This window comes from Streptomyces sp. NPDC097129 (genome assembly GCF_055668065.1).
Genome location: NZ_JBVOQE010000005.1, coordinates 449,583 through 467,969, shown reverse-complemented (window position 1 = coordinate 467,969; position 18,387 = coordinate 449,583). Strand labels below are relative to the sequence as shown.

The 18,387-nt window shown below is 67.5% G+C and carries 17 protein-coding genes and 4 pseudogenes; 11 read left to right on the top strand and 10 right to left on the bottom strand.

Annotated elements, in window-relative coordinates; genetic code table 11:
* Positions 1 to 236: 236 nt before the first annotated feature.
* Positions 237 to 776 carry a hypothetical protein gene (locus AC0B9F_RS18405; RefSeq protein WP_472003760.1) on the bottom strand — a complete coding sequence of 180 codons (540 nt, stop codon included), beginning with the start codon at positions 774 to 776 and terminating at the stop codon, positions 237 to 239.
* Positions 777 to 914: 138 nt separating this feature from the next.
* Positions 915 to 1,304, bottom strand: coding sequence for a hypothetical protein (locus AC0B9F_RS18400; RefSeq protein WP_472003758.1), 390 nt, complete (start codon positions 1,302 to 1,304; stop codon positions 915 to 917).
* A gap of 68 nt (positions 1,305 to 1,372) precedes the next feature.
* On the opposite strand from AC0B9F_RS18400, the pseudogene AC0B9F_RS18395 reads away from it, so the two are divergent.
* The 5 genes and pseudogenes from AC0B9F_RS18395 to AC0B9F_RS18375 all read left to right on the top strand — a co-directional run.
* A pseudogene (locus AC0B9F_RS18395) lies at positions 1,373 to 1,525 on the top strand (IS982 family transposase); the annotation flags it as partial.
* Between the two features lie 212 nt (positions 1,526 to 1,737).
* Positions 1,738 to 2,178 carry an ATP-dependent DNA ligase gene (locus AC0B9F_RS18390; RefSeq protein WP_472003756.1) on the top strand — a complete coding sequence of 147 codons (441 nt, stop codon included), beginning with the start codon at positions 1,738 to 1,740 and terminating at the stop codon, positions 2,176 to 2,178.
* Positions 2,160 to 2,738, top strand: a complete 579-nt coding sequence (locus tag AC0B9F_RS18385; protein ID WP_472003754.1) for a hypothetical protein — start codon at positions 2,160 to 2,162, stop codon at positions 2,736 to 2,738. The genes AC0B9F_RS18390 and AC0B9F_RS18385 overlap by 19 nt, the downstream gene beginning before the upstream one ends.
* A gap of 158 nt (positions 2,739 to 2,896) precedes the next feature.
* Positions 2,897 to 3,694: a polymorphic toxin type 27 domain-containing protein gene (locus AC0B9F_RS18380; RefSeq protein WP_472003810.1), complete on the top strand. Its 798-nt coding sequence runs from the start codon at positions 2,897 to 2,899 to the stop codon at positions 3,692 to 3,694.
* Positions 3,695 to 3,728: 34 nt separating this feature from the next.
* Complete coding sequence (locus tag AC0B9F_RS18375) at positions 3,729 to 4,136, top strand: hypothetical protein (RefSeq protein WP_472003753.1); 408 nt, start codon at positions 3,729 to 3,731, stop codon at positions 4,134 to 4,136.
* Between the two features lie 211 nt (positions 4,137 to 4,347).
* Here the strand turns inward: AC0B9F_RS18375 and AC0B9F_RS18370 are convergent.
* Positions 4,348 to 4,641 (bottom strand): annotated as a pseudogene (locus tag AC0B9F_RS18370) (IS701 family transposase); the annotation flags it as partial.
* On the opposite strand from AC0B9F_RS18370, the pseudogene AC0B9F_RS18365 reads away from it, so the two are divergent.
* Positions 4,634 to 4,873 (top strand): annotated as a pseudogene (locus AC0B9F_RS18365) (AMP-binding protein); the annotation flags it as partial. The pseudogenes AC0B9F_RS18370 and AC0B9F_RS18365 sit on opposite strands and share 8 nt — an antisense overlap.
* A gap of 42 nt (positions 4,874 to 4,915) precedes the next feature.
* A complete protein-coding gene (locus AC0B9F_RS18360) occupies positions 4,916 to 5,383 on the top strand; it encodes a hypothetical protein (protein WP_472003751.1) in 468 nt (155 codons plus the stop codon).
* On the opposite strand, the gene AC0B9F_RS18355 is transcribed toward AC0B9F_RS18360, so the two are convergent.
* Both AC0B9F_RS18355 and AC0B9F_RS18350 read right to left on the bottom strand, forming a co-directional pair.
* Positions 5,311 to 5,997: a DUF6461 domain-containing protein gene (locus AC0B9F_RS18355; protein ID WP_472003748.1), complete on the bottom strand. Its 687-nt coding sequence runs from the start codon at positions 5,995 to 5,997 to the stop codon at positions 5,311 to 5,313. The genes AC0B9F_RS18360 and AC0B9F_RS18355 overlap by 73 nt on opposite strands.
* A gap of 104 nt (positions 5,998 to 6,101) precedes the next feature.
* The gene (locus tag AC0B9F_RS18350; protein WP_472003745.1) at positions 6,102 to 6,407 is read right to left on the bottom strand and encodes a DUF6417 family protein; all 306 of its coding nucleotides are present in this window, start codon (positions 6,405 to 6,407) and stop codon (positions 6,102 to 6,104) included.
* A gap of 441 nt (positions 6,408 to 6,848) precedes the next feature.
* Here AC0B9F_RS18350 and AC0B9F_RS18345 point away from each other — a divergent pair, with 441 nt between their 5' ends.
* From AC0B9F_RS18345 to AC0B9F_RS18335, 3 genes are all read left to right on the top strand, one after another.
* Positions 6,849 to 8,045 (top strand): cytochrome P450 family protein, encoded by a 1,197-nt coding sequence (locus AC0B9F_RS18345; protein ID WP_472003743.1) that lies wholly within the window; start codon positions 6,849 to 6,851, stop codon positions 8,043 to 8,045.
* 186 nt (positions 8,046 to 8,231) lie between these two features.
* Entirely contained in the window at positions 8,232 to 8,888 is a 657-nt protein-coding gene (locus tag AC0B9F_RS18340; protein ID WP_472003741.1) for a TetR/AcrR family transcriptional regulator, read from the top strand.
* 949 nt (positions 8,889 to 9,837) lie between these two features.
* Positions 9,838 to 10,668 (top strand): barstar family protein, encoded by an 831-nt coding sequence (locus AC0B9F_RS18335; protein ID WP_472003739.1) that lies wholly within the window; start codon positions 9,838 to 9,840, stop codon positions 10,666 to 10,668.
* 35 nt (positions 10,669 to 10,703) lie between these two features.
* Here the strand turns inward: AC0B9F_RS18335 and AC0B9F_RS18330 are convergent, their stop codons facing one another.
* On the bottom strand, positions 10,704 to 13,154 hold the full coding sequence (locus AC0B9F_RS18330) for a tyrosine-type recombinase/integrase (protein ID WP_472003738.1): 2,451 nt from the start codon (positions 13,152 to 13,154) through the stop codon (positions 10,704 to 10,706).
* Positions 13,147 to 14,343 (bottom strand): tyrosine-type recombinase/integrase, encoded by a 1,197-nt coding sequence (locus tag AC0B9F_RS18325; RefSeq protein ID WP_472003737.1) that lies wholly within the window; start codon positions 14,341 to 14,343, stop codon positions 13,147 to 13,149. Before AC0B9F_RS18325 ends, AC0B9F_RS18330 begins: the two co-directional genes overlap by 8 nt.
* A gap of 349 nt (positions 14,344 to 14,692) precedes the next feature.
* Here AC0B9F_RS18325 and AC0B9F_RS18320 point away from each other — a divergent pair.
* Positions 14,693 to 14,884 (top strand): annotated as a pseudogene (locus AC0B9F_RS18320) (IS701 family transposase); the annotation flags it as partial.
* A gap of 190 nt (positions 14,885 to 15,074) precedes the next feature.
* Here AC0B9F_RS18320 and AC0B9F_RS18315 read toward each other — a convergent pair.
* The 3 genes from AC0B9F_RS18315 to AC0B9F_RS18305 are packed head-to-tail and all read right to left on the bottom strand — an operon-like array spanning position 15,075 to position 18,228.
* Complete coding sequence (locus tag AC0B9F_RS18315; protein WP_472003735.1) at positions 15,075 to 16,091, bottom strand: ABC transporter ATP-binding protein; 1,017 nt, start codon at positions 16,089 to 16,091, stop codon at positions 15,075 to 15,077.
* Positions 16,092 to 16,117: 26 nt separating this feature from the next.
* Positions 16,118 to 17,221, bottom strand: a complete 1,104-nt coding sequence (locus AC0B9F_RS18310; protein ID WP_472003733.1) for an ABC transporter ATP-binding protein — start codon at positions 17,219 to 17,221, stop codon at positions 16,118 to 16,120.
* Positions 17,221 to 18,228 (bottom strand): ABC transporter permease, encoded by a 1,008-nt coding sequence (locus AC0B9F_RS18305; protein ID WP_472003731.1) that lies wholly within the window; start codon positions 18,226 to 18,228, stop codon positions 17,221 to 17,223. Before AC0B9F_RS18305 ends, AC0B9F_RS18310 begins: the two co-directional genes overlap by 1 nt.
* Positions 18,229 to 18,387 lie beyond the last annotated feature (159 nt).

Genomic DNA, 18,387 nt, shown 5'->3' with positions numbered 1-18,387 from the left:
CCGCTACGATCGCAAAGCCGAGCACTTCCTCGCCTTCACCAGCATCGCCTGCACCCTCATCTGCTACCGCCGACTCACCAAATGAGATGACCTCTTAGAGGTTGACGGTGATCTGGGGAGCACCCCCGCGTCGGCGGGGATGACGTCCTCGGACCCCTGGATGGAGATGAGGATGCCGGAGCACTGTGGTGTGACGTCGTACGCCGTGCCCTCGTTGGGGGGTGCGGCAGCGGTTCTCAGGGGGTGTGGCTCTGCGGTGGATCGTTGCGGTCGACTCGTGGAGCAGGGGTACAAGTGCATGCTTTTCCTGTCCGGATGCCCTCAGGTGTCCGGTACTGAACGGTGGTGGACGACGCGGTACAGGTGGTTGAGGCCCGCGATCGCTTCTTGAGAGAGACTCGGCTGGCGCGGCGGCGGGCGGAGACGACGACGAAGGCGTACGCGGAGGGCCTGTCGTTGTTCCTGCGCTCGTGTGATAGGACCGGTCGGGACCGGCGGACCGCCGCCCGCGACATGGGACTGTTCAGCAGTACCTCGAACTGACGTCGTCGCTGCCGCAGAAGATGCGGCAGCAGAATGCACCCCCAGCGGCTGAGAGCCTTGGCGACGACCGGACGGGGGGCGAAGAACCTTCCCGCGAACCACCACACCGCAACCAAGGTCAGAAAGACCACGGCATACACGCTCATCCCGCCGACGCCGGCGGTGGCGAACACAGAAACGTAGACACCGATGTTGTCACCGCCGTTGGGGAAGGTGACTGCGGCGACCTCCAACGAGCTGGGGCGCCCTCCTTCGCCTCTTTCTCGTCCGCGTCTTCACCGTCGAGGTGGTTCTTCCACGCTTTCCACGCCGCCTTGAGACCTAGATGATCAATTCCAAGGGGTGCCTGCGGAGGGTGTGGGGATGGGCGGTCAGGCGTCGGCGTCGACTTCAGGGTGCGTGAACCGCACGGGCTTGCCCAGCGACCGGGCGTAGGCGATTTCGGCTCGGGTGCTGTCTCCGATGTAGTCGCCGACTACGAGCACCTCATCAGCGAGCCGGATCTTCGCTCGGTGCAGATCGCCGAGTCGAACCTTCAGCGCCTTGGCCTCGACAGGATCGGACCAAAGTTCGTGCGGCGACTTAATGTCGCAACCCGGCTTGACGACAATCTTTCCGGCTTTGGTCTCCCGCAGATCGGCCTCGGTCATATCGGTCATGAAACGGGTGGAGCCGCAGATCACGACGATACGCGGGAGGCTCAGCTGTTTCTTCGCGTCGGCGAGCTTCTCCTCGGGGTTGAGCGGTTGCGGGTGTGACACTAATTCCTCCTGGTGGTGTGGTCCAAGGGGTGCCCGCGGACGAGAACGAGGGTGTCCAAGATCGTCTTATGGCGAACGACGCGGACACCCTCGCGACAGAACTCCATGCGACGACCGACGACATGCTCAAAGAGCATCCCGACCTGGCGCCGTGGCTCCCGCCGGTCGGCATTACGCCCCGCCTGAGCGATGCCGAACTGGTCACCCTCGCCATGATGCGGACCGCCCGCGACAGTACCCGGCGCACGGCCCCACAGTGCCACCCGGGCTCCACGGCAGCCTCGTCAACGAGATTGCCGCCCAACAGCCCATCGGGCGACAGCACCACACCTGTCGCAGTGGCTAGACTCCCGATCAATGGCGCTGAGCTGCACCAACGTGAACCGCTCACAAACGCCACAGCCCAGAACCCCAGAGAATCCGCGGCTGCCGGATGCGACGGCGATGGACGGCGAGTTGGTCGTATAGGACGCCGCGGGTCGCCTCGCGTTCGAGCGGTTGCAGAACCGGCTGGCCCGCCGCGGTGCCGGAGCTGCCCGGGCGGCGCAGGAGTGGCCGGCCCCACTTCGCAGTGTTCCATCTGCTGAGGCTGTCCGGGACGGACACGACCGGGTGGCCGTACCAGCGGCGACGGGCCGCGCTCGAGCCCGTGTTCGCCGCCCGTCGGCTCGTCGCACCGTGGGTGCTGTGCGCGTCGACCACTGACCCGGCCACCGTGCGTGATTGGCTGTCGTGGGCCTCGGTCGGGATGGAGGGCGTGGTCTTCAGGCGGCTCACCGACGTTTACAAGCCGTCCGTTCGGGGTTTGTCACGAGGGGCCGGGACGTTGTCGGTGGCGGCCGGTACCTTGCGATCATGGGTGTCTATCTGGTGAGTGTCGCCGCGCAGGACTGGTCGCGGCCGGGGGAGGACGGGTACGGGGACGTCGCCGCCGCGCTGAACACCGAGCTGGAGCGGCGCGGGCTGCCCCCTTACGAGCTGGGGCAGGCCGCACGGGAGGCGCCGGGCTGGTTCGAGGAGAAAGTCAGCCCGTCCATGGACGGCTTCGTGGCGCTGTGCAGGACGCGGCTGACCGACGCGGAGCTGTCGGCCCTCCTCGACTGGTGCGTGCTGGTGCCGTTCGCGCTGGAGGAGGAGATCGTGCTTCCCGTCGGCACCGCGTACTCCGGGGAGGAGACTGCGGTCGCCGGGGCCCCGCGGGTGCTCGCCCTGGCCGAGCGGCTGGCCGGTGCCGTCGGACTGCCCGTGGACGCGATACCGGCGGGCGAGAACCTCGCACTGAGCCTGTGGTTCCTGGAGGGCGGGGCGGAGCGGACCGCCCGGGTGCGGCCGGGGCCGTGGGCCGAGAACCGGGACGCGGCCTTCTACGTGGCGCTCTACTTGCGCGCCGCGCAGTACTCCCTGCGGTACGGCTGCCCGATGACCTACTCCTGAGCCACGGCGGCGGGCGACCGGCCATATAGGCCTTACACGGGTCCGGGACCGGGCCGGGGGCAGAGTATGAGCCGGATGATCCCGCCGCGACCACCCGCTGCTACCCCACCACAGCGGGTCACCGATCGCGAGGGCGGCCTTCTACCGCAGTCCCGGATCTGGACCTTCGTACCGTCGGCGGTGTCGAATCCCTGGTCCGGATCACAACCGCCGACGGCCAGGTCGAAGCGACCGGCTCTCACCGCTTCTGGGTTCGCGCACGGGGTTGGGTCGAGGCCGGCGAACTGCGAGCCGGAGACACCCTCGAGACCCGGGACGGCGGTTCCTCACAGGTCCTTGGCACCGCGGCTGTCAAGGGGACCGTCCAGGTCTTCAACTTCGAAGTGGCGCGCAACCACACGTACTACGTGTATGCGGGAACGACGCCGGTCCTGGTACACAACGAGTGCCTCGAAGGAATCGTCAACGAGCTCGTCAAGGATGGCGACCACATCGTCCTCGGAATCAACCCGTACTCCGATACGCTGGCCAAGGAGACATTGGGCGGTACCGGCGGCCTGAGCGGTCCCGGCGCCCGGACGTTCAACAACAAGCTTCTCGGCAAGCCGGCGCCCAACGGTGACGGGCGTCCGATCTGGATGGTCGGCGTCGAGAAGGCGTTGAGCAATCCGTCGGTGAAGTTGAGCATCTCACTGGACGGTGTCCCGAACGCGAGGACCGCGGCAGAAGCCCTGGACAAGCTCGTCGAGCGGGGCACGCCGTTGGTGGGCGGCGACTGGCAGACGGTGGCGACACCGGGAAGCAACAACGGCACCGCATGGGAGGTGGCGACATTGCGTCTCAAGGTGATTCTCGGAACCCGGGACTTCGATGCCGTCGACTGGTACTTCACCAAGCCAGGTGAGAAGGTGCCTAGCCTCGTGAAAGACATGCCGAAGCCGGACTGGGCCCAGTGACACCGAGAACCCAAGGACAGGAAGAGCACGGAGAATGCCGGATTTCGTACGAGAGGGACGTCTGTTCCGGGTGGTCAGCTTCGCGGCGTCGCACCGGATGCTGCTGTTGCGCAGCGAGCCCACTGCCGTCGATGGAACGGACACCCGTATCGAGGTGTACTTCGGCCACGTCGAGCTGATGCTGCTCAAGCCCATCTATGAGAAGGGCATTCACGTCCGCCGGGCGTCGGAGGCGGAGTTCGCTGTGCTGAAGGAGCGTCATGGCCTTCCTGCGGACGATGCGGCCTTCACCTGGATGATCGAACCGGACGGGGACAGCTTCGTCGTTTCCGGCGATCCCGCGTGGCGTGAAGCGGCCCGCGAGTTCGAGGACCCGTCCTTGTTCGACTTCACCCAGCCCTGGCCACCGGACTTCCCCGCGGAGTACGGCAGCATCGGCTGATGCCCACGACACGCTGAGGACGCCCCCTGCCACAAGGGGGCGCCCTCAGCGCCAGTACTGCAACGGTGCTTGCGGTGAGTGATGACCAGGTTAGGGGCTATGTCCGCGTCGTTTGTAGTGGCTGGCGCGGGCCTGGTGCTGGCGTCGCGCCAGGTCGACCAGTGCAGGATGCGCTCGACGGGTGGGGGTCGGCGGTCGGTGAGGCGGGTGATCAGCCGTCGTATCTCGGCGAGGCTGAGGTGGATGAGCTGGGAGGATCCGTTTCTGCTTTCCCGGTATCCAATTCGCGGGCTCGTAGGACGGTCGGGCAGGCGTGGGCGGCCATGACGAGGGTCATGTGGCGGTGCCATCCGGGATAGCGGCGGACTTGGTAGTCGTCCAGGCCGCATTCCTGCTTGGCGCTTTGGAAGCATTCCTCGATGGTCCACCTGCTGCCCGCGATGCGGATCAGGTCGTCCAGAGTGGTCTCGGCGGGGCAGTAGGCGATGTAGTAGGAGATCACCTGTCGTGTACTGGCCGCCGGAGGGCCGCGGCAGCTGCTCAACATCTACGGCCCCACCGAGACCACGGTCTTCGTCACCGCGTTCGCCTGTACCGAGGAGTCCCTGGCCGGCCACACCAGGATTCCGGTGGGCAGTCCGGTACGCCGGGTCCGGCTGCACGTGCTCGACGATGTCCTGCGGCCCGTCGTATCGGGCGGGACCGGCGAACTTTGCGTTGCTGGGCCCTCGGTGACCAGCGGTTACCTCCACCGGCCGGAACGCACCGCACGCTCCTACGTGACCCTCCGCGACGCCGACGGCACCGAGCAGAGGGTCTACCGCACCGGTGACCTGGGCCGCCTGCTGCCCGACGGGCAGTACGAGATCGTCGGGCGCACGGACAGGCAGGCGAAGCTGCGCGCCTTCCGGATCGTACTGGAGGAGATCGAGCAGGCCGCCGTGGCCACCGGGCACACCGAGGCCGCCTTCGTCGAGAAGCTCGGCGAAGGGCACACCGCCCGGCTCGCCGGCGCCTTCCTGGCACCCCGCGGCACCGCCGCCGGCACCACAGCCGACCCGGCCCGCGCGCTCGCCGCGGTACTGGCCGAACGCCTGCCGTCCTACATGCTCCCCTCTTCCTGGCTGGAGCCGGCGGAACTGCCCCTCGAGTCCACCGGCAAGGCCGACCGGGCTCAGGTCAATCGGCTCACCGCCGAGCTGCGATGTCGTGGGGTGCCGGTGAGGTCGACAACGACACTGGGGTAGTCCTCGACAAGGACTTCGACGATGCCCGTGGAGTATGTGCTGTTTTCGAGCATGCTCGCGGTCACGTTGACTCCGGTGAGCGCCTCGGCGAGTGCGACGTACTCCTCGAGGTCGGCTATGCCCTTTTCGAAGTCGAAGCCCGCCTGGAGCATGAGGTCGACGAGCTCGTCTGGAGTGGTGCCCTCGCGGTGGAGTGCACCTTCGAACCGGGTACGCAGTTCGCCGTCCTCCCACCATGAGAACAGCGTCATGGCGTTGGGACTCCGGAAATGGGAGACGGCCCGGGTGCCGCGGCTGGCCTCCTTCATGCCCTCCGTCTGGAGTTCGATGCCTCCGTTGATTTCCAAGGCGAGGACCCAGTCGGCGTCCTTGCTCTGGACAGGGGTGACGCCGACGAACATGAAGTCGCCCCAGTCCGCCTGGTTCTCCTGGAACTCGCGGTCTCGGGCTGCAAACGCTTCGAAACCGTCATAGTCCCCGGCCGGGGCGGCGCCGACGCGGTCGAGGAAGTCTTGCGGGGAGAGCCCGCGGACCAGCGTCAGGGTGTATCCCTCAAGCAGATAGACACCGTGGAAGTCGCGAAGCGAGGAGCGATTAGACGACTCAGCGTTCATGAGCGGCCATGCTGCCAGGTGCCTGTGACAGAGACGGCTGAGTCGACGTGGAGCTGGTGGAGGTCAAGCCTGGCACCCTGCCCGCGCCGCGGCCGTGAAGGAGATCAGCCGTCAGCGCGACGCGGCAGGCAACGAAGGGCGCACGGCCCCCCGGGCGGCATGTCGCCGCATCCACCCCGGTAGGTCATCCCGTACTCGTGGCAGAACCGGTTGGACTCCGCGACCGAGCCGCTCAGAGCGCGCAGGCAGAACGCATAGGCCACCGTCTCGACCTGCGCTGTGGTCAGTGCCATCCGCCAGTGGTTGTTCGGCCGGTCGAAGTAAGCGGTGCGCACCCGCTCGACAAGACCGTCGGCCGGCGGCATGCGCAGCACCGGGCACCGGTTCACATACACGCGCAGGGCGTCCATGCGACGGCCGCAGCTCGATCACCTGCTCCCCGGTAGCAGGCGGTGCGCTGTGGGATGCGGGGGCGGGGGACGCCTCCAGGTAAGCCAGCACGTCGCGGCCCTGGGGGCTGAGGCGGGCCGCCCACTGCACCGGACGCCCTTCGTAGACGGACAGTTCCGCGCGCATCTGCCGGTCCACCAGCTCGGCCAGGCCCTGGGCTGTCACGGTCTGGACGGACTGCTGCAGGACCGGGCTGGAAGTCGGTGGACAGCGCCCAGCCGTATCCGGAACTCTCTGCCCGCTCGCGCAGATGGCGATGTCGTCGCCGGCTTCGTTTGGCTGGAAGGAGACCTCGTAGGCATTGCCCTCGAGGAACGAAACGAGGACCATTCCCCGTTTCATGTTATGGTCGCACCTGGCACATAACCGGGGAATGATCCCCACTTCTGTCGGAGCCGCCGATGCGCACACAGCAACCCACCGTCCGACTCGCCGACCTCACCGACGACTTCACCGCCGACCCCTACTCCGCATTCACCGCGCTGCGCTCCCGCGGGTCTGTCCACCACGTGCGTTTCCCCACCGGGGACGAGTCATGGCTGGTGATCGGGCACGAGGAAGTGCGAGCCGCGTTCGCCGACCCCAGGCTGCGCAACGACGTGCAGCACTCTGCCGACTTCGAGGACGACGGGCTCTACGCCGTGGGCCGCAACATGCTCCAGGTCGATCCGCCCGATCACACACGCCTGCGTACGCTGGTGGCCCGCGAGTTCACCGCCCGCCGCGTCCAGGCGCTGCGGCCCCGCGTCCAGGAGGCGGCCGGTGCGCTCCTGGACGCCGTGCTCGCCGACGGCCGTGCCGACCTTGTGGCTGCATACGCCTATCCCCTGCCGCTCACCATCATCTGCGAGCTGCTCGGGGTGCCAGACGGGGACCGGGCCGCCTTCCGGGCGTGGTCCGCGAAGGTCGTCGCCCTCGACGATGCGGAGCAGTCCGCCCGCGCCTCGCAGGAGATGGCTGTGTACCTCGCGGGGCTGGCGGAGGAGAAGCGGCGGCTTCGGGACGCGGCGGAGAGCGATCTGCTGCACGCCCTGGTCGACGGGGACGGCGCTGACCGGCTCACCCCGGAGGAACTGCTCGGCATGGCCTTCTTGCTGCTCGTCGCAGGGCACGAGACCACTGTCAACCTCATCGCCAACGCCGTCCACCTGCTGCTCGGCCATCCCGGGCAGCTCGCCGCGCTGCGCGCCGACCCCGAGCTGTTTCAGGGCGCCGTGGAGGAGACGCTCCGCTTCGAGTCGCCCGCACCGGCGGGTACCTACCGTTACACCGCCGAACCGATCATCCTCGGCGGCGCCCGGATACCGGCGGGCGCGCGTGTCGTGCTCTCCATTGCCGCCGCGAACCGCGACCCCGCGCGCTTCCCCGCCCCCGAACGGTTCGACATCCGCCGCGATCCGGCCGCGACCCGCGCCCACCTCGCCTTTGGGCACGGCCTGCACCACTGCCTGGGCGCCCCGCTGGCCCGTCTGGAGGCGACCCTGGCCCTGCGCATCCTGCTGGACCGCTTCCCCCGCCTGGCCTTCGACGGTGACGGCACACCGCGGTGGCGCACCAGTCTGATGCGGAGCCTGCGAGAGCTGCCGGTGCGCTGGTAGACGCGGGTCCCGCCGCCGAAGCACGAACGCCGAGCTGTACATCGGTCACCCCCCTTTCGACGCCGGTGGGCCTCATGCCCACAGCCGAAAACGAGGGGGGTGATCCCTGTTTGCTCAATCGTCGGTAGCATCCGTACCGGGGAGCACTCTCCGGTACAGGGACGAGACGGAGAAAAAGGAGACGCGATGGGCGGCCACGCGCCGACTGGGCGCCGCGACGCGTTGCGCAACCGGAGGCTACTGACGCAGACGGCCCGCGAGGTCTTCGCCGAACAGGGGCTGGACGCTCCACTCGACGTCATCGCTCGGCGCGCGGGTATCGGCAACGCGACCCTCTACCGCCACTTTCCGACCCGCGCCGCGCTCGTTGACGAGGTCTTCCGGGATGCTCTCACCGAGACCATGGCCGCCGGCGCGCGAGCACGCACAGCCGAGGACGCGTGGACAGGGCTGACGCAGTACCTGCACACCGTGTTCGCGACGCTTGCCGCAGACCGCGGCACGAACGACCTCATGACCACGAGCCTGGAAGGCGTGACCTCTCTGGAGGCCATCCACGCCCATAACCGCGACACCATCGCAGACCTGCTCCACCGCGGCCAGGTGCAGGGCACCGTCCGCCCGGATCTCACCACCGAGGACGTCCTCCTCGCCCTCGCGGCGCTGGGCCGGGTCGTGCCTGCGCTGAGCACCGTCGCCCCGGACGCTTGGACCCGCCCGCTTACCTTGCTTCTCGACAGTTTCCGCGCCCACCCGGCCGCGTCCACCCTGCCCGTGCCGCCCCTGACCTCCGCCCAGCTCGGCAACGTACTCCTCGAACTCGGCCCGCACCGGCGGCGTTGAAAGAGGCCGTCAATGAGGTCGTTCCCCTCACCCCCACGGTCACTTCGGCTTTTGCTACCCGGCCAGAAGAAAGGGGCAATCCGCCCAAACCGGCGCATCGTCCCCACTGGAAAATAGCAACACCCAACGGCTAACTACCTAGGAATCCAAGAGCGAGCCTGGCCGTTTTTTCACGGCTCTTTCCGCAGTTCCATGAGTCCCCAGGTCAGCAAGGGGAACGAGGGATCGTTTCGGCAGAGTGTTTCCTGCCATGGCGAGCAAGAAGGTCGAGGCTGTGCTGTTTCCCAGGATCGATGTGCGAGTAGATCGCGTCAGCAACTCCACCGACATCCTTGCAGTGGAGGCAGTGTCCACCGCCTGCCCGGGCCGGTGCCCGGACTGCCGGAAACAGGCGAGCGCACACACAGCAGGTACCAACGCACTCTGTCTGCAAGGCCGTTGGACTCCCGGACCGCGCCCCGCTGATACTGGGGGTGACGATTTCGCCTTCCGCACGAAAGGCGGCCCGCCTCGCGCGTGTGGGAATCAGCTGCGGCATCCCCTACCTTGAGAGTGGAGAGCATGAATCAAGGCTTCGCGCCGGGAGACCTCGCGGGAGAGTCCTTCGTGCATTGGCCAGCAGCGGGGAGACCACCCCGCCCTGCGGAGTGCCGGGGGGTTTTCGGAGTCCCAGCAGGTCGTGGGCTCGTTTGTCGCGTCGGGTGGGCGCCAGCAGTTGAGGATGGCGGCCTGCTCCTCGAGGCCGAGTTCGGCGGCGATCTGGCGCAGGGGCTTGTTGGCGACGTCCCGCTTCAGGGTCGCGGTGCTTCTCTGCACTTCACTCTCATGGGTGAACGGGGCTATGTGGCTCGTCAATGGGCCTCCGAGATAGATGGGATGGGGTCAGAGGTGGGGACAGCGCCGACGGCTGCCCAGTGAGTTGTCGGGCGTCGGTAAGATCAGCGCTCTCATGGGGGGTGCGATGCGAACATCAGGGCGGCCCGGCGAGGGGCAGAAGTACGCGCTGACCTCGGACGAGGACGACAGTGGCTTCTGGAGCTTTACTCACGAGGCCGAGGGGCTCTTCACGCCTCTGCCGGATGAGGAGGGCGCACGCCGAGTCCACCTCGAAGGTTGTCTCCCGCAGGGTGGCCTACTGAAGAGCCTCGATCATGTCGGTAGTCGTCGCGCCATGGCGGGGAACGCATGGCTCGCCCTTCTCGACGGCGATGGTGCCACCATGGGGTCCTACTTCGTCAACGAGGTCACCGTCGTCGACGCCAAACCTTCCGCCCTTGGAACCGGCCTCGTCGACGTCACAGTGACGCTGTGGTGCGAGAACGCCCTGCCCGGAGCGGAACGAGCGTGGGACCTGGTCCGCACGGGTCAGCTGAACCGCACCGGCATGTGGCACGAACTCGCACCCGAGGATCAACACGCGTGGCTGTCGGTAGCCCTGTGGTCCCGGGAGTACCAACGCCAGGGGAAGCCCGATGCGCCTGCAGGCCAGGTGTTCGCCTTGGACGGCCAGCACATGGTCGACGAAGACAGCTTCTACTGTGCAATCGGTGAGGCCATCAACGGACCCGGCCGATACTTCGGCTGGAACCTTGACGCTCTGGATGACTGCCTTTGCGGCGGGTGGGGCGCCACTGCTCCATTCACCTTGCACTGGGATTCCTCGGCCGAGGCTCGGGAACGGTTGGTAGAGCGCGTGCCCGCCGGTGACCGCGAGCTTGTGCTGTTCGACCTCCTCCTGGAGATCTTCGAGGAACGGGGCGTGAACGTCATCCTTCGGTGACGGCTGGTCGCTTCCAGACATTGGTCCTGGGAAGGTCATTCGGACTCCTGGGGACGGCGGCGTGCGGGGATGCCGAGGTGGACGGCCGGTCGCTGGGCTCGGCGTTGGGTCTCGTCGCGCTTCGCGCGGAGGAAAGTGAGGGTGAGGTCGATGCCCTCGATCTCACCGATCCAGCCTTCGGCCTCGGCCCGCGTCCTGCGTTGCAGGAGGTCGGCTTCGAGCTCGGAAAGCCGGGCGAGCATCTTGGGATTGACGTGAAGCATCGGGCAGCGGATGCAGGCGTGCTCGTGCTGGCAGGGGGTGCCGTAGGGGCGGCCGCAGGAGCCGAGTTCGACCTTGCGGCGGTCGAAGTGCTCCTCGAACTCGGTCCACTCGTCCGAGGTGGTGTCCCGGTATTCGTCGGTGGGACGGATCTGGCGCCGGTGTTCCAGGTGCTCCTGGTAGTGGCGGATGACGTCTTCGTCGAACACCGCGACGTAGCCGCGAGTGGTCTGGACATTCAGGTGTCCGAGCAGGGCCGCGCCGATGTGGATGGGCAGGCCGCTGTTGACGAGTTCGGTGATGAAGATCCGGCGGAAGTCGTGCGGGGTGAACTTCAGCCCCTTGAAGCCGGGGTGCACTTCGGCGAGGGCGAGGCAGCGTCGCTCGATCATCTTCTGGATCGTGCCGGGGTTGAAGACCGCGGGAATCGTGCCGTTCTGCCGCTGGAACAGGAACGGCATCGGAGGACTCCAGACTTTGTCGTGCGGGTCGTAGCGAGTCACGAGCGGGATCGGCCGCCCGGTGCGGGCGTGTCGGCGGATGATCGAGGCGATCACGTGGAAGAGCTCGGCGGACATCGGGATCACGCGCTCGCGGTCGGTCTTCGAAGGAGCGATGACCAGCAGTGCGATGACCTCGCCACCGGGCCGCTGATACTGGCGGATGCTCAGGTGGGTGAGCTCGCACAGTTCCTCGATGCGGACGCCGGAGTGCCCCAGTGTCTCCACCGCTGCCCAGTCCCAGAAGGTGGTTTCCTCCTCGGCGGCGATGTGGATCATCTCGCCGCTGTCGTTGTTGCGCAGACGCGGCGGGATCGGTGCGGTGTGTCGGCTGAGCTTGCGGTCGGCTTCGCTCAGCACGCGTGTGTAGCTGATGCCGGCGAAGGTGAACGACTCTCCCTCGGCCGCCCCCTCGGCGAGCTGGAGCAGCTGGCGGAAGTGGTCGTAGCGGGACTCGACGTGCTCGACGAGTACCGGCAGCAGAGGCTGACGCTGGCGGGTGCGGTCGGCGCTGCGTTCGTTGATCCGCCGGCGGCGAGCGCCGAGACCGTGCAGGTCGGAGGGCGGGACGGGGCAGGGAGCGACCCACGTAGCCCACCGCTCGGGTTCCTGGGCGGCCCAGGTGTGCAGGTCGTAGTAGAAGCTGCGAACGGAGATGACCAGGCTGTCTGTTCCGGCGCGTGGAGCGCCGTTGTCCTTGACGGCGATCATCTGCCGCCAGGCGGTGTAGATCTCCGGAGAGATCCGCAGGTCAGCCTGGTCGGGGTTGAGGCGTTCGATCTTCTCCCAGAAGTGGTGGGCCAGGTGCAGGACCAGGTTTTTCAAGGTGGCGTAGTCGGTGTCGGCGCGGCGCCGCGTGAAGTAGTCGATCAGCAGGCCGCGGACGGCCTGGTTGCGGATCGGGTAGAGGTCGATGAGCTCCTCGATGCTCTTCTGGCCCCGCATGAGAGCGGCGCGCATCGTTGCGGGGACAGTCGGTGGAAGGTGGCCCATGGCGTGGAGCACGTGCCACACACCTTGGCCGCGGAGGCGGTTCCCGGCCTTGTTCCCGGGGTCCACCACCGACCAAGCCCGCCGGTTCTCCTGCGCGAAGTGCAGCAGCGCGGGCGCCGTGACGTCGCTCAGCGCGACCCCCTGGACAGAGAGCAGAACGCACAGGTCGAACAGGGCCTCGGTGCGGTGCGCGTAGGTGCGCTGGTGCACCTCGACCTGCTTGGCGAACTCGTCCAGCAGCGGGTCGCTCTGGGCGGAGATGAAGTGCGCGGCGAAGCCGGTCATGTGGTGGCGCCGGAAGGCCACCAGGGACGGCTGGATGACGCGCAGGCAGATCAGGGCTCGCAGACCGGTGGTGAGTTTGACGCTGGGGCTGCGGCGGCACTCCAGGTCGTTGACGTGGGCGAGTCCCTTGCCGACCGGGCTGGCGTCCCACCGCTCTTGCCATGTCAGGCCGGGGAAACCAGCCAGGTAGTCCAGGAGGAGCCGGGCGGCCTGGCCGCGCTGCTGCCGCGTTGACGTACCTCCGTCCCAGGTGTCGACGACCAGCCTCGCGATCGACCGCGAACTGCTGCGAGAAAGATCGCCGAACGGGCGGGGCGGCTTGGCAGTGGTGGCTGGCTCGGCTGCCATCGGGCCACCGACGAACCGGCTGGGGTAGTCCAGGCCCTCGGCGATCGGGCCGTGGCGGCGGCTGACGCCGGTGGTAGGGCTCGCGGCGGTCTTAGGCACCGAACACCGCCGCGATGTCGTCGGCAGCGTAGCCGGTCGGGTAACTCACCTGGGGGCGCGGCTGGTTGTAGTGCTCCAGCAGGGAGTCGAAGATCTCCTCGACCCGCACCGCCAGGTAGCGGCTGGTGGTCTGGATGTTCGCGTGGCGCAGCACCGCCTGGACCTCGGGCAGCGTGAGCTTGCCGCCGTTGGCCATCCGGTGCGCAGCGGTGTGGCGCAGGTCGTGAAGCGTCCAGTTCGTGTGCAGGTTCTGCTGGGCCCGCTGCACCACCCGACGCATCCCCCAGTAGGTCAGAGGCCGGTCTTGACCGTGCCGCGTGCGCCAGACGGGCTCGCCGACCTCCGGCGTGCCGACGCTGTCCAGGTAGCGGGCCAGCCGGACGCATGCCTCCGGCGAGATCGGCACGAGCTCGCGTTCCCGGGTGCCCTTGGTGATGACGTAGAGGCCCGGCTTGGCCCAGTGGATGTCGACGGTACCGACACCGAGCAGTTCCTCCGCCCGGGCGCCGCTGGAGACGTAGCAGTCGAGCAGGGCTCGGTCCCGCTCGCAGCCCATGGCCGCGAACAGCTCGTCCCACAGAGGATCGGGGATGGAGCGCGGAAGCCGGCTGGCAACCTTCTGGCGCAGCCTGGCCCGGCCCAACACCGGCTTGGGCTCCAGCGGGCTCAGGTGGCTCAAGGCCCGGCGCCGCTGCGACGAGACAGGCACCGGATTCACCACCGGACCGCGTCCGTAGTGCGCATGGAACGTGTAGAAGCCGCTTACCACCGACAGGGCGTGGTTGATCGTCGTCGGTGCGTACCCGGGGCTGAGGTACGGCTTCCCAGTCCGCGGATTGACCGTTCCCGGAGGCGGCGACTGCGGGTTGCGCCGCCGGCGCTGCGGGTTCGGGGCCGTACGTAGCCAGCCGGTCAGGACGGCCGTCTCAGCCTCGGTCGCCCGTTCCCAGGCCACATCGAGCAGCCACAGCAGTCGGAACCAGCGCAGCATCCCGAAGGCGTAGCTACGTGCAGTCAGCGGGCTGCTGTCACTCAGCGCCAGGTCGCGCAGGTACGCGGTGACCGGCTCCACCTCGCGTCCGATGCCGTCGATGGCGATGAAAGGAGGGTGGGCCTCACCGGTTTCCACCACGGCACCAGCGCGGGGCAGCTGGGCCCGACCCTCCATCAGTTCGTGACGTAGATCCACTTCTCCTCCTTGATCGCGATGACCGACACCGCGATCAACGAGGAGAAGAGGTGCAGATAACTGTGCACAGTCGGCGGGCGGTGTCGGGTCACATGCCGCGCTTCTCGACCAGGCCGAGGAGTCCGCCCTCGGCGCGCAGGACGACGTAGTGACTCCAGCAGCCGCATCAGCTCAGACTGGGACAAGGCCATCGGGCGCTCCTCCGGTTGAACTGGCCGTTCACCAGGGAGACTTGCGTGATGGCCGGCCCTTGCTCAGGGAGCATGCACGGTGAGCGGGTGCACGCCCCGGGCAGACACCACGCGTTCCGGGACCACGCCCGGCTACATCACTTCATGGGACGCGATCCCGCCGCTACACCGGCTGGATGCGGCATATCACCCAAGCCGTGCTGGAGCATGCCTTCCTGGCCGTCATGGCCACTGAGGCGGCGGCAAAAAGGGCAGCAGAAACGGTTCCCGCCTCGCGCCCCTCACCGTGGCAGAAGTTCGGCGGCTCCTGGCAACTGGCTACGCACCCATCGCCTCTCAGCAGCCCTTCCCCAGCGCGCGCACTGAGATGGTCCCCCTGGCGCAGACGACGCCAAGCGGTCACCCGCCGTTGCCACTATCAGCGTCGGCTGCACACGATCGAGGGCCGGCCCGGAAAAGAGAACACGGGCCGTCCAGCAGCCCACCGCGCTCACCCAAACCGCCCCTGAACAGGGAAAACGTCAAGGTGCCGCTGGAGTACTATTCTGCTTCGCCAGACATGTTCTCCGGGAAGTGGCAGGCCACAAGGTGTCCCCGCTTGAGCTCTCTCAGCGGCGGTTCCTGCATCCTGCAGATGTCCTGCGCCTTCCAGCAGCGGGTGTGGAAGCGGCACGCGGGAGGTGGGTTCACCGGCGAGGGCACGTCGCCCGTGAGGAGGATCCGTTCGCGTGTGGTGCGGCGCTCGGGGTTCGGGACGGGGACCGCAGACATCAGTGCCACCGTGTAGGGGTGCATGGGCCCTCTGTACAGCGACTCCTTGCCGCCGATCTCCACCACCTTTCCCAGATACATCACCGCCACCCGCGTGGAGACGTGCCGGATCACCGACAGGTCGTGCGCGATGATCACGTAGGTGAGGCCCAGCTCCTCCTGAAGATCGTCCAGCAGGTTGACCACCTGGGCCTGGATGGAGACGTCCAGCGCCGAAACGGGCTCGTCTGCCACGATCATCTTCGGCCGCAGCGCCAGCGCCCTGGCCACGCCGATGCGTTGCCGCTGGCCGCCGGAGAACTCGTGCGGGTAGCGGTTGTAGTGCTCGGGGCTGAGCCCGCACAGTTCCAGCAGGTCCTGGACGGCACGCTTCACTCCCCCCTCGGTCTTCACCTTCTGCAGCCGGAAGGGGTCGCCGACGATCGTGCCGACGGTGTGCCGGGGGTTGAGGGAGGAGTACGGGTCCTGAAAGATCATCTGAATGTCTTTGCGCAGGGGCCGCATCGCCCCGGGCGACAGGTGCGTGATGTCGTGCCCCTCGAACTCGATCTTCCCTGACGTGGGCTCGAGGAGCCGGATGATCAGCCGCCCGGTCGTGGTCTTGCCGCAGCCCGACTCGCCGACCACGCCCAGTGTCTCCCCGGGCAGCACGCTGAAGTCGATGCCGTCCACCGCCCGCACCGCGCCGACCTGACGGCGCAGCAGGCCATGGGTGATGGGAAAGTGCTTCACCAGTCCCTGGACGTTCAGCAGGGCCTCCTGATCGGTGGTCTGCGTCGATGCCATGAGTCCTCCACCTCCATGGTCCGGCCTCACAGCCGGGGCGCCACTTCCTTGGCGAAGATCCGGCGCCGTTCCGCGGGCAGCAGATGGCAGGCCACGAGATGGCCGGTGCCTGACGCGTCGGTCAGTTCGGGGACCTCCGTGCGGGACTTGTCACCATTGCGGTCGGCAAAGGGGCAGCGCGGGTGGAACGCGCATCCCCGCGGCAGTCTGATCAGGCTCGGCGGGTTCCCGGCGATCGGGATCAGCCGCGCCTGCATTTCACGGTCCATGCGCGGCATGGAGCCCAGCAGGCCCCAGGTGTACGGATGCTCGGGCGCCGTGAACAGCTGCTTGGCCTCGCCCTTCTCCACGCATTTGCCGGCGTACATCACCAGGATGTCGTCGGCCAACTCGGCCACCACTCCCAGGTCGTGAGTGATGATGATCACTGCGGAACCGAACTCCTGCTGGAGCTCACGGATGAGGTCCAGGATCTGCGCCTGGACTGTGACGTCGAGTGCTGTCGTCGGCTCGTCCGCGATCAGCAGCGAGGGGTCGTTGACCAGAGCCATGGCGATCATGGCGCGTTGGCGCATACCGCCGGAGAACTGGTGCGGATAGTCGTCGGCACGGGTGGCGGGTTGCGGGATGCCCACCCGTTCGAGCATCTCCACCGCCCGTAGGCGGGCCTCCTTGCGGCTCGCTTTCGGGTGGTGCACCCGGTAGGCCTCAGTGATCTGGGCGCCGATGGTATAGAAGGGGTGCATCGCGGTCAGCGGGTCCTGGAAGATCATCGCCATCTTGTGGCCCCGCAGGTGCTGTACCCGGTCGGGAGGGGCGGAGATGAGCTCTTCGCCGTCCAGCCAGATCTCGCCGGAGATCTTGGCCTTGACGGTGCGGTGAAGGCCCATGATTCCCAGCGAGGTCACCGATTTCCCGGAGCCCGACTCGCCCACGATGCCCAGTGTCCGGCCGCGCTCGAGCTCGAAGGAGACGCCGTCCACGGCCCTGACGAGGCCGTCGTCGGTGTCAAAGTGGACGCGCAGGTCGCGTACCTGGAGAAATCCGATGCCGGTAGGCGCTCCGCGGCCGGCCTCCACCCCGCCGATGGGCGCCCTCACCGGCGGATTTTCGCGAGCTTTCCGGCTCATCAGTACCTCACCCGGGGGTCGACGGCGACGTAGAGCACATCCACCACGAGGTTGGCCACGACGATGAAGAAGGCGGCCAGCGTGGTCACGGCCATGATCTTCGGTAGGTCGTTGTCGGTGATCGCCTGTACCGCGTACTGCCCGACTCCGGGCAGCGAGAAGGCGGTCTCGGTGAGGACGGCGCCGCCGAGTAGCAGACCGATGTCGAGGCCGAAGATCGTGAGGATGGGGGTGAGCGCGGAGCGCAGACCGTGCTTGACGACCACCGTCCGTTCGCTGAGGCCCTTGGCCCGGGCAGTGCGGATGTAGTCCTCGCTCATCGTCTCCAACATGCCTGCCCGGGTGAGCCGGGCGTACAGCGCCGAGTACAAGAAAGCGAGAGTGACCCACGGCAGTACCAGATTCTTCGCCCACATCAGAGGGTCCGTGGTGAAGGGCACGTACTGCAGGTTCGGAAAGATCGCCCACTTGTAGCTGAACAGTGCGAGGGAAACCAGTGCGGTGAAGAAGATCGGAAGCGAGACGCCGGCCAGCGCGACCCCCATGGAGAGCCGGTCGAAGATCGAGCCGCGCTTGACCGCCGACAGCACGCCGATCGACACGCCGCTGACCAGCCAGATGATCGCCGCCCCCACGGCCAGTGACAGCGTCACGGGGATGCGTTCGGTGATCTGTGGCCAGACCGGCAGGTGGCTCTTGAACGAGTAACCGAAGCACGGCACCTGGCAGTAGGAGGCGTCCGGTCCGAAGTGGAACGTGCGGCCGGCGAAGATCCCGTGCACGAACTGCCAGTACTGCGTATACAGCGGCTGGTCGAAGCCCAGGTTCTTCTGGACGGCGGTCAGTGCCCCAGGACTGGGGTCGCGGCCGACGTACTGAGCCGCCAGCTGGGTGCTGGTCTCGCCGGCCAGCCGGGGCACCAGGAAGAAGATCGCAAAGGTGATGGCCGTCACGACGAACAGCAGGATCACCGCAGCCGCTATGCGGCGAATGATGTACGCACCCACGGTCGGGCGGCGGGGGCCCGGCCGGCCGGAGCTCGGCCCGGTCGGCCGGCGCCTCGCCCTTCACCTCCTCAGCTCCTCAGCTCCTCAGCTCCTCAGCTCCTCAGCTCCTCAGCTCCTCAGCTCCTCAGCTCCTCAGCTCCTGCGTTCCCGTACGGTCCG